The sequence below is a fragment of the Enterobacter sp. ECC-249 genome (assembly GCF_043965265.1).
GTDB lineage: Bacteria > Pseudomonadota > Gammaproteobacteria > Enterobacterales > Enterobacteriaceae > Enterobacter > Enterobacter quasiroggenkampii.
This window is the reverse complement of record NZ_CP143660.1, coordinates 3,698,631-3,714,867: the sequence shown is the minus strand read 5'-3', so window position 1 is coordinate 3,714,867 and position 16,237 is coordinate 3,698,631. Positions and strand designations below refer to the sequence as shown.

Genomic DNA, 16,237 nt, shown 5'->3' with positions numbered 1-16,237 from the left:
ACTTTTACACTAAGGCATAAATTATGAAAAAAATGACTGCCATGCTCTTTTCTCTGGCCGTGGGGCTTAACACCGTCTCCATGGCGGCGAAAGCTGACGCACCAAAAGAGCAGGAAACGGACGTCCTTTTAATCGGTGGCGGTATCATGAGCGCCACGCTGGGAACCTATCTGCAAGAACTGCAGCCGGACTGGTCAATGACTATGGTCGAGCGCCTTGATGGCGTGGCGCAGGAGAGTTCGAACGGCTGGAATAACGCCGGTACCGGCCATTCGGCACTCATGGAACTGAACTATACGCCGCAGAAAAAGGACGGTTCCATTAGTATCGAGAAAGCGGTAGAGATCAACGAGGCGTTCCAGGTTTCTCGCCAGTTCTGGTCTCACCAGGTCAACAGCGGCGTGCTGCACGACCCGCACTCCTTCATCAACACCGTGCCGCACATGAGCTTTGTGTGGGGTGAGCAGAACGTTAACTTCCTGCGCGCGCGCTACGCCGCTCTGCAGCAGAGCACGCTGTTCCGCGGGATGAAATACTCTGAAGACCACGCGCAGATTAAAGAGTGGGCTCCGCTGGTCATGGAAGGTCGTGATCCGAATCAGAAAGTAGCTGCGACCCGTACCGAAATTGGTACCGACGTCAACTACGGTGAAATTACCCGTCAGCTGGTGACGTCTCTGAAGAAAAAAGAGAACTTTAACCTGCAGCTCAGCACCGAAGTGCGCGGTTTCAAGCGCAACGCGGATAACAGCTGGAGCGTGACCGTTGCCGATCTGAAAAATAACGAAGCCGAGCACGTCATCAAGGCGAAGTTTGTCTTTATCGGTGCGGGCGGCGCGGCGCTGAAGCTGCTGCAGGAGTCCGGTATTCCGGAAGCTGACGACTACGCGGGCTTCCCGGTCGGCGGTCAGTTCCTGGTATCCGATAACCCGGAAGTGGTGAATCGTCATCTGGCAAAAGTGTACGGTCAGGCTTCAGTTGGCGCACCGCCGATGTCTGTACCGCACATCGATACCCGTATGCTTGACGGCAAACGCGTGGTGCTGTTTGGGCCGTTCGCGACCTTCTCCACCAAGTTCCTGAAAAATGGCTCCCTGTGGGATCTGCTCAGCGCAACCACTACCTCTAACGTCAAGCCGATGATGGACGTGGGGCTGGATAACTTCGATCTTGTGAAATACCTGATTAGCCAGGTAATGCTCTCTGACGACGACCGTTTCGAGGCGCTGAAAGAGTACTATCCGCAGGCGAAGAAAGAAGACTGGCGTCTGTGGCAGGCGGGTCAGCGCGTGCAGATCATCAAGCGCGATCCGAAAGAGGGCGGCGTGCTGCGTCTGGGTACCGAAGTGGTAAGCGATAAGGATGGCACCATCGCCGCGCTGCTGGGGGCGTCACCGGGCGCGTCTACCGCTGCGCCAATCATGCTGCACCTGATGGAAAAAGTGTTTAAAGATAAAGTCGCCAGTCCGGAATGGCAGGCGAAGCTGAAAACCATCATTCCATCCTACGGCACGAAGCTGAACGGTAACGTGGACGCGACGGAGCAGGAGCTGGAATACACCAGCCGCGTACTGCAGCTGCAGTACATCAAACCGCAGGCTGCGGATGCTGCGCCAAAAGCTGAGCTGAAGCCTCAGCCGGAAAACAAACCGGTTGCGGATATCGCGCTGTAAGGTAAAAGCAAAACGGCAACATACGTTGCCGTTTTTGGTATTTTCCCCCTCTCCCGGTGGGAGAGGGTTGGGGTGAGGGCACCAGAGCGCACCCGACCTGGTTTTAACGTACTACCGCTTGTCCGATAGTCTCTTCAGCCTTCCACACGCGATACTTCACTTCCACGTTTTCAGGCGTATAGACCACGATCGGCAGCTTGCTGTTGTAGCGCAGCAGGCTATTGTCGCCCAGATACGCCGTCACAAATTTCTTCTCTTTCTTGCCGTCCGGGCAGGCCATCATGGTGGAGACCGGCGAGGTCACTTTATCAAAGACGTAGTAGTCGTAACCCCAGCCTTCCAGCGTTTTGCTTTCCAGCTGACCACCCAGGCGATGCTGGTTGCAATCCACTTCCAGCGTCTTGCCAATTAACAGCTCTACTTTGAAATTCGCTTCATCCTGCTGTGCCGGCAGCTGGATCACCTGACGCTTCATTCCTTTATCCGCTTTCGGATACGGGGCGACTTTTTCCAGCGGCTGCTCTTTAGGTGTTTCGCTGGCGAAAGCGCTGGTGCTGACACACGCGGCGGCGATGAGGGCGATGGCAAATTTAGGTGCGTTTTTCATTGTCATTCCTTTATGTCAAAACGATCTCGTGCAGGTTAACATATCAACTAACAATGATTGGTGTTATTTACTTACATTTTCAATATGGATAGCGTAATAAACCACGTATTTACCATATTGGTAGAGATTTGTACTGGCGTGGAGTCCGGCAGGCGTTTGTGTTATTTTAGACCCTCTATAATGTTATTCATCTGTAAAAGGAAAGAGAGATGGTTCGTGCAAAACTGAAAACGCCTGAAGGCCGCAAATTTCTCCTGGCGCTGCTGGTTGTGTTTATGATTGCTGCCGCGTGCGTGGGGCGTGCCACCATTGTTGGCGTCATCGAACAGTACAACATTCCACTCTCTGCCTGGACAACCAGCATGTATGTCCTGCAATCGGCGATGATCTTTGTCTACAGCCTGGTGTTCACCGTTCTGCTGGCCATCCCGCTGGGCATTTTCTTCCTGGGTGGACGTGAGAAGCACTAAGCCTTCACCTCAGATAATGAAGCCAGCCTGCGGGCTGGCTTTTTTTATGTCAGATGATTTTTATTCGCATTTCCAGGATATTCTGTTTCGAACAAGGTTGTTCGGCATAAAGCAGGAGATGCGCAATGTTATCCCGGTTTGCAACGCTCAGCCGGATCCCGAAAGGCGTCTGGGTTGTGGGTGGCGTCAGTATGTTAATGGATATCTCCTCGGAGATTATTCACAGCCTGCTGCCGTTGTTTATGGTCACGACGCTGGGCGCCAGCGTAATTTTCATTGGTTTGATTGAAGGCCTGGCTGAGGCCACGGCGCTGTTTATCAAGGTGTTTTCCGGCGCCATCAGTGACTATCTGGGCAAGCGTAAAGGACTGGCGGTTCTGGGCTACGGTCTTGGCGCGTTGAGTAAACCGCTGTTCGCTATTGCCTCTTCTTCTGGCATGATCCTTGGGGCACGCTTAATCGACCGCGTCGGGAAGGGGATCCGGGGAGCGCCGCGCGATGCGCTGGTTGCTGACGTTACGCCGCCGGAACTTCGCGGCGCGGCCTTTGGGCTGCGTCAGTCGATGGACACCGTTGGCGCATTTCTCGGGCCGCTGCTGGCGGTGGGATTAATGCTGCTGTGGAACGATGATTTCCGCACGATTTTCTGGATCGCGGTGATCCCCGCCGTGCTCGCCGTGGCGCTGCTTTTCTTCGGCCTGCATGAGCCGAAAACGCCCGTCGAACATAAACGCACAAATCCCATCAAAAAAGAAAACCTAAAGCGTCTCGGGAAAGGCTGCTGGTGGGTCATTGGCCTTGGGGCCATCTTTACGCTCGCACGCTTCAGTGAAGCATTTCTTGTGCTTCGCGCTCAGCAGTCGGGTGTGCCGCTGGCGCTGATCCCGCTGGTGATGGTTGCCATGAATATGCTCTATTTCCTCTCTGCCTATCCGTTTGGCAAGCTATCGGACGGTATGAGCCACACCCGGCTATTGCAGTGGGGTCTGGTGATGCTGATTGGGGCAGATATTGTGCTGGCGCTGAGCACCCACTGGGCTGGAATGCTTCTGGGCGTTGCGCTTTGGGGAGTGCATATGGGAATGACGCAGGGGCTGCTGGCGGCAATGATTGCGAAAACTGCGCCTGCGGATCTGCGCGGTACCGCCTACGGCATTTTTAGTCTGGTCAGCGGCGTGGGGTTATTAGTCGCCAGCCTGGGCGCCGGGGTCATCTGGGAAACGTTTGGCGCAGAATATACGTTTTACGCCGGAGCAGTGATTTGTCTGTTTACGCTGGTGTACCTGCGCAAAACCCCGGACGAGATGAAATAAAAAAACCAGCCATAAGAGGCTGGTTTTCAATGTGTTTTTGGTCGGCACGAGAGGATTTGAACCTCCGACCCCCGACACCCCATGACGGTGCGCTACCAGGCTGCGCTACGTGCCGACGCATAGAAAGAATACTACTCGATTCCGTTTTGAATGCAAGGGAATCCGTCGCTAACTGGTTTATTATTAATCAGTTAGCGATGAAGCGCTTCTCATCCGTCAGGACCTGCAGCAGCAGGCTTAGCTGCGGTTTCTGGTCTTTCAGCCGTTCACCCTGCAGGTTATACGTCTGATAATTCCCGTTGTTGTTCAGCACCAGCGTCAGCTTCGGCGTGGTCACCACCAGCGTATTACTCCCCGCTGCCGTGACCCAGTTATGGCGGCGCGCGGCGCTGAAGAGATCCTGCCCCTGCGAATACTCGTTGGCTGGCGTGCTAACGTGCAGCAGGCGTTGCATCAGGGTGGTCATCACATCTTTATGCTCGGTAAGCATATTGATGCGCTGCGCCGGGGTGCCCGGCCAGTGGATGACCAGCGGAACCTGCAGATTCGGGCGTGACCAGCTCATACTTTTCGTCTCGTCACCTAACGGGATGCCATGGCCGGCGGTCACGATCACCACGGTATTGTCCAGCTTGCCTGACTCGCGAAGCGCATTAAGCACGCGGCCTATCTGCGCATCAACATCGCCAGCCGCGCGACTGTAGCGGCGCGCAAAGTCATTCTTATTGCTGTTAGCAAGCGTTGTGCCGTTAAAGGCAACCCATGAGAACCAGCGGTTATCTTCCTGAGCGTAGCGCTGAAGCCAGTTTATCCATTGGCCGGCGGTCTGCGCATCGGATTGATTTTGTGCCGTCGGCAGTGAGAAATCCGACAGCAGCGCCTGACGGTAGAGCGGACTGTTAAAGCCATCGGAGGAGAACAACCCTAACTGATAGCCTTGCTGATTCAGCCCGGTGATCAGCGCCGCAGGTGTGCGTGAAGATAATACGCCGTCCATGTAGCCAGCTGAAATGCCATAGAACAGGCCAAAGATACCCGCGTCGGTTGTGTTACCGGAGCTCATATGCTGAGTAAACGAGACGTTTTGACTCGCGAAATCGGCCAGCACAGGCATCTGCTTCTCGTAACGGGAATAGTTCAGGCCATCAACGGTAATCAGCAGGACGTTTTGCCCGCGCCCCATATCACGATAGCGCAGATCGCTCAGAGGATACTGCACGCTGACGGCTTCCGGGTTACCCTGCTCGATAAGACGGCGCTGGTACTCCTGCGCGTCAAGCAGGCCGTGTTTCTCGAGGAAACGACGGGCCGTCATAGGGTACGAGAGCGGCAGGTTCGCGCGCTGCATGGTAATAGGACGATAGAAGTTCGCATCCGCCCAGATATACATGATGTGCGAACTGATAAAAGAGACGAAGAAGAGCGCGGCGACGGGCTTCGCATAGTGGCGTCGGCGGGTCAGGCTGCGCAGTTTTTGCCAGCTCCAGGTGGCAAACAGCATCTCAATCAACAGGATCACCGGGACGCTGATAAACATCAGCTGCCAGTCGCGGGCCGTTTCGTTCTGGTCGGGGTTAATCACCAGTTCCCAGACGATGGGGTTGAGATGCAGGTGGAAGCGGGTGAACACTTCACTGTCGATAAGCAGCAGCGTCATCCCCACCGTCGCAAGGATGGCGGACAAGAATCGCATCAGACGCTGCGACATGACGATAAACGTCAAGGGGAACAGGATCAGCAGATAGGTGGCGAAAACCAAAAAGCTAAAATGGCCGACAAGGCTTATCCAGGAGTATATACGCCCGGTTAGCGTTGTTGGCCAGTCTGCGACAAACAGATAACGACAGCCAATGACCGTCGCCAGCAGAATGTTGAACAGGGCAAACCAGTGCCCCCAGCTGACCATCTGGGAGACTTTTTCACGGTAGCGCTGACGATTCGTCACCATAAACTGTTGTTCGTATCCCTTAATGGGCCGGGTCGTTGCTGACGGACGACTGTAAAGCCTGGGCGAAAGATTTTGCGATCGCCTGACGCTGAGCCGGAGCAACGCTGGTGTTAATCAGGTTGGTGACCATATTTCCCAAAACCATCAGGGAGAGATCGGTCGGCGTTTTATGTTTTTCCAGTACGTTGACCAGCTCACTGAGCAGTTGTTCAACGTGTTCATCACTGTAGCGGGAATGTTGTGGCATAAATCAAAATCAGTTTGTTGATGAAAGGGCAACATATTACCGTAGCAACAGCTTTTTTTCCCCTTTTTTATCTGTTGTTGCACACATGTCCTGGTGGTGGTTGAATACCGCCCGGTCTAAAAGGAGAGTTTATCATGAGTCTGGAAATCAACCAGATTGCCTTGCACCAGCTTATCAAGCGCGATGAGCAAACCCTTGAAGTGGTGCTACGCGATTCATTACTGGAACCCACGGCGACCGTTGTGGAGATGATGGCAGAGCTGCATCGCGTCTACAGCGCCAAAAATAAAGCCTATGGCCTGTTCAGCGAAGAGAGTGAACTGGCCGATAGCCTGCGCCTGCAGCGCCAGGGCGAAGAGGATTTCCTGGCGTTTAGCCGTGCGGCAACCGGGCGTCTGCGCGACGAGCTGGCGAAATATCCTTTCGCCGACGGCGGGATTGTCTTGTTCTGCCATTACCGCTATCTGGCGGTAGAGTATTTACTGGTTACCGTGCTGAATAACTTAAGCAGCATGCGCGTGAACGAGCAGCTGGATATCAGCTCGACGCATTATCTGGACATTAACCATGCGGATATCGTGGCGCGTATTGATTTGACCGAGTGGGAAACCAACCCGGAATCGACCCGCTACCTGACTTTCCTGAAGGGACGCGTGGGCCGCAAAGTGGCGGATTTCTTTATGGACTTCCTCGGTGCCAGCGAAGGGCTTAACGCCAAAGCGCAGAACAAAGGGCTGCTCCAGGCGGTTGACGATTTCACAGCAGAAGCGCAGCTCGATAAATCTGAGCGCCAGACGGTGCGCCAGCAGGTTTACAGCTACTGCAACGAGCAGCTGCAGGCTGGGGAAGAGATCGAGCTGGAGTCCCTGTCAAAAGAGCTGGCGGGCGTCAGCGAAGTCAGCTTCCAGGAATTTACCGCAGAGAAGGGCTATGAGCTTGAAGAGAGCTTCCCGGCGGATCGCAGCACGCTGCGTCAGTTAACCAAGTTTGCCGGCAGCGGCGGCGGGTTAACCATCAACTTTGATGCGATGCTGCTGGGGGAACGTATCTTCTGGGATCCGGCCACCGATACGCTGACCATTAAGGGGACGCCACCGAACCTGCGCGATCAGCTTCAGCGCCGCACCTCGGGCGGTAAATAGCAGGCACAAAAAACCCCGCAGAAGCGGGGTTTTTTTCGACAGGTTTGCGATTACGCGCGAACGAAGTCGATGTGAGTCAGTTTTGGCTTGAACGCGTGACGCTGAACAGCCTGAACTTTCACTTTCTCTTCTTTACCGCCAACAACGATGGTCAGAACTTCGCTGTAGAATTCAGCTTTGGTCTGCAGGTTCCACAGTTTGTCGTGATCCAGTTCGATTGCAACTGGAGCAGCTTCGCCACCGTAAACGATAGCCGGGAACTTGTTAGCGGTACGCAGGCGGCGGCTCGCACCCTTACCCTGCACGTTACGTACTTCTGCTTCGATAGTGAACATTGATTTCTCTCTGTATTTAAAACCCTACTACAGGCGACCCAGCAGCAGGTGAGTGTTCTGCCTCACGGATGTGAAGCGGGCGGTATTTTATACTCAAATGCCCCTCACATCAATGAAAAGTCCCGCTAACCGCGCAATTCGTTGGCGCGACGGAAGCGACCTTCGTAGTCAAAGAGTTTCTCGCGCACCTGCCAGAACTGGCCTTTCTTACGGGCGACCACAAAATCCGGATGGCGCAAGAGCACCTGCTGGCGCACGATATCGGCCACGGCGATCCAGCGCAGGGGCACGCCCGGAGTGCGGGTGTGCGGGCGGATAAACAGCTGTTCGAAGGCCGTTCGCTGAGCAGGCGTCTGCACCCGGAAGCGCTCGCTGACGTCCGCCCCGTCTTCGTCGTAATAGGTGATTTTCAGCCACTCACCTTTTTCATCGGCGCCGGGCTGCAGCGCCATGCCGGAACAGCGCAGCACCAGGGCATCTTTCAGCTTTAGCGCCGCTTTCAGCATGTCGTCCGGGTCAACCAGCACCGTGTCGCATTCCCGACAGCGGCGCGCGGCAATGTCGTTTTCGGCGTTGCACTGCGGGCAGTTTTTAAAGCGGAAACGAAAATCGCACTGTTCGCGATGCCCGTCATCATCTTCAAACCAGCCCTGACAGCGGCGGCCAAAATGTTCGATCAGCGTGCCGTCGGCGGTGGTTTTGCCCCAGAAGGTGTTAGCAAACCCGCAGGCAGGGCAAAAGACCTGAACGGGCACGTTGTCGCTTTTCCCTTTAGGCGCGCCGACTTCAGGCGTATAGAGATCGTGCGGGTTACCGGCATAATCCAGAATCAGGCAGTCGGTTTTCCCCGGCGCCAGACGAAGGCCGCGGCCAACAATTTGCTGATACAGACTCACCGATTCGGTCGGGCGCAAAATGGCGATCAGGTCGACGTGCGGGGCATCAAAGCCGGTGGTCAATACCGACACGTTAACCAGATAGCGGAACCGCTGGGCTTTAAAGGCCTCAATCAGGCGGTCGCGCTCCGGGCCGGGGGTCTCGCCGGTGATGAGCGCCGCGTCGCCGGAGGGCAGTAACCCGGTGATTTCGCGTGCGTGCTCAACGGTGGCGGCAAAGATCATCACCCCCTTGCGCGTCGCGGCGAACTCCTCAATCTGGCTGATGATATGCGGCGTAATGCGCTTTTGCTTTTTTAGCTCCTGGTTAAGATCCGCTTCGCTGAATAATCCGTTGCTCTGCGCCTGCAGGCGGCTGAAATCGTACTGCACCACCGGCATATCCAGCCGTTCAGGCGGCGTCAGGTAGCCATGTTTAATCATGTAGCGCAGCGGAAGCTCGTAGATGCAGTCGCTAAACAGGGCCTTGTCATCGCCGCGCACCATGCCGTGATAATGGTAACGGTAGATCCAGCCTTTCCCCAGGCGAAACGGGGTCGCCGTCAGGCCAAGCAGGCGCAGGTGTGGGTTCACCTCTTTCAGGTGGGACAGGATTTGCTGATACTGGCTGTCGTCGTCATCGCTGATGCGGTGGCATTCGTCGACAATTAGCAGCGAAAATTCGCTGCGAAACAGATCCAGATTGCGGGCCACCGACTGCACGCTGCCAAACACCACTTTGCCGTGGCTCTCTTTACGCTTTAGCCCGGCGGCGAAAATATCGGCTTCCAGCCCAAGCGCACAATACTTGGCATGGTTTTGCGCGACGAGCTCTTTGACGTGTGCCAGCACCAGCACTCGACCGCGTGCCAGACGCGCCAGTTCGGCAATGACCAGGCTTTTGCCTGCACCGGTCGGAAGCACAATCGCCGCCGGCTCGCGATGTTTACGGAACCAGGCGAGGGTAGCGTCAACGGCTTCCTGCTGATAGGGACGAAGTGTAAAAGTCATGGGGTCTCGGTTTCGTTATTCCGCACATATACCCGTCATACTTCAAGTTGCCTGTGCGTTGGCTGCACTCGTTCACCCCGGTCACTTACTTATGTAAGCTCCCGGGGATTCACTCCTTTGCCGCGTGACTCGACCTGTGGCCTCGCCCCTACGGGGCCAGCGCAAGCGCTGTTCAAAACGCTATAGGCGTTTTGTCATGCAACTCGAATTATTTAGGGTATAGATAGTATGCCACGAAACTTTTTCCCTTGAGTGGCGCAACCAGACCATTATACTGAACCGTTCCAGACTGCTTCTTTTTTCGGACCTGTTGTCCGACTTCCAGCACCATTAAGGCTAAAAAGATTTCATGCGACTTGATAAGTTTATCGCTCAGCAACTCGGCGTAAGCCGCGCTATTGCCGGGCGCGAAATTCGCGCCAGCCGCGTTACCGTGGATGGCGACATTGTGAGAGACAGCGCGTTCAAACTGCAACCTGACCATCAGGTAGAGTATGACGGCAATCCGCTGACCCAGCAGCACGGTCCGCGCTACTTCATGCTCAATAAGCCGGAAGGCTACGTTTGTTCAACAGACGATCCGGATCACCCGACGGTGCTCTATTTCCTCGACGAGCCGGTGGCGCACAAGCTGCACGCCGCAGGTCGACTCGATATCGACACCACCGGTCTGGTGCTGATGACCGACGACGGGCAGTGGTCGCACCGCATCACCTCCCCGCGTCACCACTGCGAGAAAACCTATCTGGTCACGCTGGAGTCTCCGGTGTCGGATGACACGGCAGAGCACTTCGCGAAAGGCGTTCAGCTGCATAATGAAAAAGATCTTACCAAACCCGCCGTGCTTGAGGTGATCGCGCCGACGGAAGTCCGTCTGACCATCAGCGAAGGGCGTTACCATCAGGTGAAACGTATGTTTGCCGCGGTGGGGAACCACGTTGTTGGCCTGCATCGTGAGCGGATTGGTGCGATTGAACTCGATCCCGACCTGGCGCCTGGCGAATATCGCCCGTTAACGGAAGAAGAGATCGCCAGCGTCGGTCTGCCTTCGCACTAATTTCAGGAGAACTCTGTGACCACCAGGCCACACTCGTCGTTCAAAATCGTCTTCATTCTTGGCCTGCTGGCCATGCTGATGCCGCTGTCTATTGATATGTACCTGCCCGCGCTGCCGGTGATTTCCGCGCAGTTTGGCGTTCCGGCGGGCAGCGCGCAGATGACGCTCAGCACCTATATTCTCGGCTTTGCCCTAGGCCAGCTATTTTATGGCCCGATGGCCGACAGCCTTGGACGTAAGCCGGTCATTCTGGGCGGGACGCTGGTCTTTGCGGCCGCAGCGGTTGCCTGCGCGCTGGCGCAGACCATCGATCATCTGATTGTCATGCGTTTCTTCCACGGTCTGGCGGCGGCAGCGGCAAGCGTGGTGATTAACGCCCTGATGCGCGATATCTACCCGAAAGAAGAGTTCTCCCGCATGATGTCGTTTGTCATGCTGGTGACGACGATTGCGCCGCTGGTGGCTCCGATGGCCGGTGGTGCGGTGCTGGTGTGGTTCAGCTGGCATGTGATTTTCTGGATCCTGGCCCTGGCCGCGCTGCTGGCCTCCGCGATGATCTTCTTCTTTATTGATGAAACGCTTCCCGTCGAGCGTCGCCAGAAGTTTCACATCCGAACCACCATCGGCAACTTTGCCTCGCTGTTCCGCCACAAGCGGGTGCTGAGCTATATGCTGGCAAGCGGGTTCAGCTTCGCCGGAATGTTCTCCTTCCTGAGCGCCGGGCCGTTTGTCTACATCGAACTGAACCACGTTTCGCCGCAGCACTTCGGCTATTACTTTGCGCTTAACATCGTCTTCCTGTTCATTATGACCATCATTAACAGCCGCTTTGTCCGGCGGGTGGGGGCGCTGAACATGTTCCGCGCCGGGCTGTGGATCCAGTTTGTGATGGCGATCTGGCTGGTGGTCAGTGCGTTTCTGGGCGTGGGCTTCTGGGCGCTGGTGGTCGGCGTGGCGGCCTTTGTCGGCTGCGTGTCGATGGTGTCGTCCAATGCGATGGCGGTGATCCTGGATGAGTTCCCGCACATGGCGGGAACCGCATCTTCCCTGGCGGGGACGTTCCGCTTCGGCATCGGCGCTATCGTCGGAGCGTTACTTTCGATGGCCACCTTTACGACGGCATGGCCCATGCTGTGGGCGATGGCTTTTTGCGCTACCAGCTCGATACTCTTCTATCTTTACGCCAGTCGACCGCGAAAAGCGGCCCACTAAAACACAGAGAAGGCCCGGCAGGGCCTTTTTTGTTGATACATATCAACCAAACCCCCGTTCGTTTATGCCGTGTTTGTTTATTTTATGTAAAATCTATTTGTGTAAAAAGTCACATCATTGTATTCAAAAAGGTTGAGTTAGATCGCAGAAACGGGTACATATAGCGCCGACGCGAGCCTGAATACCGATAAAAAAGTGCTGAATAGTGCAGGCTGACGATGATGTGTTACTATAAATGTAAATAAATTGTGAAGTAAATTTTGCTTCCGGGGAACGAACGTGAATACATTACAACTTTCTATTGTCCATCGCTTGCCCCAGAGCTATCGCTGGTCGGCGGGTTTTGCTGGTTCGAAAGTTGAACCGATTCCGCAAAACGTCGCGGGCTGTGAAAACTGCCTGGTGGCACTCAAGCTGTTGAGTCCGAGTGACGAAAATGCCTGGCGGGTGATGGAACGTCTCAGTCAGGCCCTGACGGATATCGAAGTGGACAGCTCCGTGCTGGAGTGCGAAGGGGAGCCGTGCCTGTTTGTGAAAAGCCAGGACGAGTTTGCCGCCACCTGCCGCCTGAAAAATTTCGGCGTTGCCATTGCCGAGCCTTTCTCCGGCCAGTACCCGTTCTGAGCGCTAGTCTGACGACAACAGCTGGCGCGTGTAGCGCTGCGTTGGCGCGCTAAATACGCGCTGGCAATCACCCTGCTCGACCACCTCTCCCTGTCGCAACACAATCACCTGATGGCATAGCGCCCGCACCACCTGCAAATCATGGCTGATAAAGATATAGGCCAGCCGGTGCTTTTCCTGTAGCCCTTTCAGTAGCGCCAGGATCTGCGCCTGAACGGTCCTGTCCAGCGACGACGTCGGTTCATCCAGAATAATCAGCTCTGGTTTCAGGATCAGCGCGCGGGCAATGGCGATACGCTGGCGCTGACCGCCGGAGAATTCAGCCGGATAGCGGTGGCGGGTCTCGGGATCTAAGCCCACTTCGGCCATCACCCGCATAACTTCCTGCTCTCGCTGCTGAGCGCTCAGCCCGGGCTGATGCACGCGCAGACCCTCTTCGATAATCTGCAACACGCTGAGCCGTGGGTTAAGCGAGGAGTTGGGATCCTGAAAGACCACCTGCATGCGGGGCCGCACGGGCAGCATCTGGCGGCGGTTCCAGCGGTGCAGCGGCATATCGTCAAACAGGATCTCGCCCTGCGAGGCGATTAGGCGCAGCAGCGCCAGACCGGTGGTGCTTTTACCCGAGCCGGATTCGCCCACCAGTCCCAGGGATTCCCCCGGGCGCAGCGAGAAGCGGATGTTTTTCAGCACCAGATTCCGATCGACAATGCGCCGCAGGATACCTTTGCGGATCGGGAACGAGACGGACAGATCCTCAACGCGCAGCAGCGGCGTGCTGTCCGCATCGAGAGGAATCGGGTCGCCGGAAGGTTCGCTGTCGAGCAGCCGCTGCGTATAGGGGTGCTGCGGTGCGCTCAGCAGCGTTGACGCCGTATTCTGTTCAACACAGCGTCCGTTCTGCATCACCGCGACGCTGTCGGCCAGCTTTCTCACAATGCTCAGGTTATGCGTGATAAACAGCAGGCTCATGTTCAGCTCGTCACGCAGTTCCCGCAGCAGCGTCAGTATTTGCGCCTGTACCGTCACGTCCAGCGCCGTTGTGGGCTCGTCGGCTATCAACAGTTCGGGGCGCGTGAGCAGGGCCATGGCGATCATCACGCGCTGGCGTTCGCCGCCGGAGAGCTGGTGCGGAAAATCATTCAGTCGTTTGGCCGCATTGCGTATGCCTGTGCGTTCAAGACAATCCAGAATTTCTCCCCGCGCGGCCTCTTTGCGCATCCCACGGTGCAGGGAGAGCACTTCATAGAGCTGTTTTTCCAGGCTGTGCAGCGGGTTAAGCGATACCATCGGCTCCTGGAAGATCATCGCGATTTTGTTGCCGCGAATGCCGCGCAGGGTCTGTTCGTCGGCGTGCAGCAGCGAACGGCCGTGAAACAGAATATCCCCTTGCGGGTAGCTCACCGGCGGAGAGGGCAGCAGCCGCAGGATGGACAGCGCCGAAACGCTCTTTCCTGAACCCGATTCACCCACCAGGGCCAGCGTTTCACCGCGCTGGATCTGCAGCGTCAGGTCGCTGACCACGGTGCGCGTCTCGTCCTGCTTTGAAAAAGCAATCGACAGGTTATCAATACTGAGCAGGGGCTGGGTCATCTTATACCGCCTTGTTCGGATCAAAGGCATCGCGCACGGCTTCGCCAATAAAAATCAGCAGCGACAGCAGCACGGCCACGGAAAGAAACGCGGCGATGCCTAACCACGGCGCCTGAAGATTGTTCTTGCCCTGGAGCAGCAGTTCGCCAAGCGACGGGGAACCCAGCGGTAACCCGAAACCGAGAAAATCCAGCGAGGTGAGGGTGGTGATGGAGCTACACAGAATAAACGGCAGGAAGGTGAGCGTTGCCACCACGGCGTTGGGCAGCATATGGCGGAAAATGATCCCGCGGTCGCTCACGCCAAGCGCCTGAGCGGCGCGAATATAGTCGAAATTGCGGGTGCGCAGAAACTCCGCCCGCACCACGCCCACCAGCGCCATCCAGCCGAACAGGACGGTGATGCCTAATAGCCACCAGAAGTTGGGCTGTACGACGCTGGAAAGCAGGATGATGAGAAAAAGCGTCGGCATGCCTGACCAGACTTCAATAATGCGCTGACACCACAGGTCAATCTTCCCGCCGTAGTAGCCCTGAACGGCGCCCGCAACGACGCCCATCAAGCTGGAGAAGAGCGTCAGCATCAGTCCAAAGAGAAGCGAGATTCGCGTGCCGTACAGGATGCGTGCCAGCACGTCGCCGCCGTTAGCATCCGTTCCCAGCCAGTTTTGCGCGGAGGGCGGGGAAGGGAAGGGGGTCGTGGTGGCGAAGTTAATGCTGTTTGCGCCAAAGCGCACCGGCGCCCAGAGCGCCCAGCCGTGCTGCTCAATCTGCTGGCGAAGCCACGGATCCTGATACTCCGCCGGTGTCGCAAACGGGCCGCCAAAGTCGCTTTCGCTGTAATTGGCGATGACCGGCACGTACCAGCGATCGTTAAAATGCACCAGCAGCGGCCTGTCGTTGGCGATCAGTTCTGAAAACAGGCTTAAAACAAACAGCACGGTAAAAATCCACAGCGACCAGTAGCCGCGGCGGTTGTGGCGAAAGCGGGCCCAGCGGGCCTGGTTGACGGGGCTTAAACGCGGCATCATCGGCCCTCAAAATCGATTCGGGGATCGACCAGCGTATAGCTGATATCGCTGATGATATTCAGCAGCAGGCCAATCAGGGTAAATATATAGAGTGTGCCAAACATTACCGGATAATCGCGCGACACGGTGGCCTCATAGCCCAGCAGCCCCAGGCCGTTGAGCGAGAACATCACCTCTATCAGCAGCGAGCCGGTAAAAAACATACTGATGAACGTGGCCGGAAACCCGGCGATCACCAGCAGCATGGCGTTGCGGAACACGTGTTTCCACATGATCTGCTTCTCGCTCACGCCTTTGGCGCGGGCCGTGACGACGTACTGTTTACGAATTTCATCGAGAAAGGCGTTTTTGGTCAACATGGTGAGGGCCGCAAACCCGCCAATGACCGTTGCCAGAACCGGCAGCGTAATATGCCAGAGATAGTCGGTAATTTTCTGGTACCAGGGCAGGGAGCTGAAATCGGCGGAGACGAGCCCCCGCAGCGGGAAGAGGTCGAAATAACTTCCCCCGGCAAAAAAGACGATCAGCAGGACGGCAAACAGAAACGCGGGGATGGCATAGCCGATAATGATGAACGTGCTGCTCCAGATATCGAACCGGCTGCCGTTGTACACCGCTTTGCGGATCCCGAGCGGTATAGAGACCAGATAGATAATCAGCGTTCCCCACAGCCCCAGCGTGATCGAAACAGGCATGCTTTGCTTGATCAGCGTCAGCACTGACGCACTGCGAAACAGGCTGTCGCCAAAATCAAAGCGGATGTAATCCCAGAGCATTTTGAAATAGCGCTCGTGAATCGGTTTGTCAAAGCCGTAGCGGTGGGTGATCTCGGCGATCACTTCCGGATCCAGCCCGCGTCCGCCGCGGTAGTGGCTTTCACTGATATTCCCTACGCCGGTTCGCGCATGGCTGGCGCCCATCCCTTCACCGCCGCCGCCGGGCATGCCGCCGCTGTTGCCAAATTCAATGGCGGCAATAGCCTGATCGACCGGGCCGCCGGGGGCGATTTGCACGATAAAAAAGTTAATCGTGATGATGGCCCACAGGGTGGGAATAACCAGCAGGAGACGGCGGAGAAGATAAGCACCCATTATGATTCC

General features: G+C 56.2%; 15 protein-coding genes and 1 tRNA gene. 7 read left to right on the top strand and 9 right to left on the bottom strand.

The features are described 5' to 3' along the window. Window positions 1-23: 23 nt before the first annotated feature. Window positions 24-1,673 (top strand): malate dehydrogenase (quinone), encoded by a 1,650-nt coding sequence (gene mqo / locus V1587_RS17705; RefSeq protein WP_047652540.1) that lies wholly within the window; start codon window positions 24-26, stop codon window positions 1,671-1,673. 103 nt (window positions 1,674-1,776) lie between these two features. Here mqo and eco read toward each other — a convergent pair whose 3' ends face one another. After that, window positions 1,777-2,280, bottom strand: a complete 504-nt coding sequence (eco, locus tag V1587_RS17700; RefSeq protein WP_371897310.1) for a serine protease inhibitor ecotin — start codon at window positions 2,278-2,280, stop codon at window positions 1,777-1,779. A gap of 209 nt (window positions 2,281-2,489) precedes the next feature. On the opposite strand from eco, the gene V1587_RS17695 reads away from it, so the two are divergent. Both V1587_RS17695 and V1587_RS17690 read left to right on the top strand, forming a co-directional pair. Beyond that, window positions 2,490-2,750: a DUF2534 family protein gene (locus V1587_RS17695; protein ID WP_008500962.1), complete on the top strand. Its 261-nt coding sequence runs from the start codon at window positions 2,490-2,492 to the stop codon at window positions 2,748-2,750. 125 nt (window positions 2,751-2,875) lie between these two features. After that, window positions 2,876-4,063, top strand: a complete 1,188-nt coding sequence (locus V1587_RS17690) for an MFS transporter (RefSeq protein ID WP_371897309.1) — start codon at window positions 2,876-2,878, stop codon at window positions 4,061-4,063. Between the two features lie 38 nt (window positions 4,064-4,101). Here V1587_RS17690 and V1587_RS17685 read toward each other — a convergent pair. The 3 genes from V1587_RS17685 to V1587_RS17675 all read right to left on the bottom strand — a co-directional run bounded on the left by V1587_RS17685 (window position 4,102) and on the right by V1587_RS17675 (window position 6,258). Then, window positions 4,102-4,178: transfer RNA gene (locus V1587_RS17685), tRNA-Pro, on the bottom strand. A gap of 72 nt (window positions 4,179-4,250) precedes the next feature. Continuing rightward, window positions 4,251-6,011, bottom strand: a complete 1,761-nt coding sequence (yejM, locus tag V1587_RS17680; RefSeq protein WP_371897308.1) for an LPS biosynthesis-modulating metalloenzyme YejM — start codon at window positions 6,009-6,011, stop codon at window positions 4,251-4,253. A 19-nt stretch (window positions 6,012-6,030) separates the two neighbouring features. After that, complete coding sequence (locus tag V1587_RS17675) at window positions 6,031-6,258, bottom strand: YejL family protein (RefSeq protein WP_008500958.1); 228 nt, start codon at window positions 6,256-6,258, stop codon at window positions 6,031-6,033. Window positions 6,259-6,392: 134 nt separating this feature from the next. Here V1587_RS17675 and yejK point away from each other — a divergent pair, with 134 nt between their 5' ends. Beyond that, window positions 6,393-7,400 carry a nucleoid-associated protein YejK gene (gene yejK / locus V1587_RS17670; RefSeq protein ID WP_008500957.1) on the top strand — a complete coding sequence of 336 codons (1,008 nt, stop codon included), beginning with the start codon at window positions 6,393-6,395 and terminating at the stop codon, window positions 7,398-7,400. Window positions 7,401-7,450: 50 nt separating this feature from the next. Here the strand turns inward: yejK and rplY are convergent, their stop codons facing one another. Both rplY and V1587_RS17660 read right to left on the bottom strand, forming a co-directional pair. Then, window positions 7,451-7,735, bottom strand: a complete 285-nt coding sequence (gene rplY, locus V1587_RS17665) for a 50S ribosomal protein L25 (RefSeq protein WP_008500956.1) — start codon at window positions 7,733-7,735, stop codon at window positions 7,451-7,453. A 125-nt stretch (window positions 7,736-7,860) separates the two neighbouring features. Next, window positions 7,861-9,621: a DEAD/DEAH box helicase gene (locus V1587_RS17660; protein WP_371897307.1), complete on the bottom strand. Its 1,761-nt coding sequence runs from the start codon at window positions 9,619-9,621 to the stop codon at window positions 7,861-7,863. Between the two features lie 349 nt (window positions 9,622-9,970). Between V1587_RS17660 and rsuA the strand changes: the two genes are divergently transcribed. The 3 genes from rsuA (at window position 9,971) to V1587_RS17645 (ending at window position 12,514) form a co-directional block, all read left to right on the top strand. Then, window positions 9,971-10,678, top strand: coding sequence for a 16S rRNA pseudouridine(516) synthase RsuA (rsuA, locus tag V1587_RS17655; RefSeq protein WP_371897306.1), 708 nt, complete (start codon window positions 9,971-9,973; stop codon window positions 10,676-10,678). 15 nt (window positions 10,679-10,693) lie between these two features. Then, window positions 10,694-11,890 carry a Bcr/CflA family multidrug efflux MFS transporter gene (locus V1587_RS17650; RefSeq protein WP_045402783.1) on the top strand — a complete coding sequence of 399 codons (1,197 nt, stop codon included), beginning with the start codon at window positions 10,694-10,696 and terminating at the stop codon, window positions 11,888-11,890. Between the two features lie 279 nt (window positions 11,891-12,169). Then, window positions 12,170-12,514, top strand: a complete 345-nt coding sequence (locus V1587_RS17645) for a YejG family protein (RefSeq protein ID WP_008500952.1) — start codon at window positions 12,170-12,172, stop codon at window positions 12,512-12,514. A gap of 3 nt (window positions 12,515-12,517) precedes the next feature. Here the strand turns inward: V1587_RS17645 and yejF are convergent, their stop codons facing one another. Genes yejF through V1587_RS17630 form a run of 3 tightly spaced genes read right to left on the bottom strand, consistent with a single transcriptional unit; the run spans window position 12,518 to window position 16,228 of the window. Next, window positions 12,518-14,107, bottom strand: a complete 1,590-nt coding sequence (gene yejF / locus V1587_RS17640) for a microcin C ABC transporter ATP-binding protein YejF (protein WP_371897305.1) — start codon at window positions 14,105-14,107, stop codon at window positions 12,518-12,520. A gap of 1 nt (window position 14,108) precedes the next feature. Beyond that, window positions 14,109-15,134: an ABC transporter permease gene (locus V1587_RS17635; RefSeq protein WP_371897304.1), complete on the bottom strand. Its 1,026-nt coding sequence runs from the start codon at window positions 15,132-15,134 to the stop codon at window positions 14,109-14,111. Then, window positions 15,134-16,228 carry a microcin C ABC transporter permease YejB gene (locus V1587_RS17630; RefSeq protein WP_371897303.1) on the bottom strand — a complete coding sequence of 365 codons (1,095 nt, stop codon included), beginning with the start codon at window positions 16,226-16,228 and terminating at the stop codon, window positions 15,134-15,136. The genes V1587_RS17635 and V1587_RS17630 overlap by 1 nt, the downstream gene beginning before the upstream one ends. Between the last annotated feature and the right edge of the window lie 9 nt (window positions 16,229-16,237).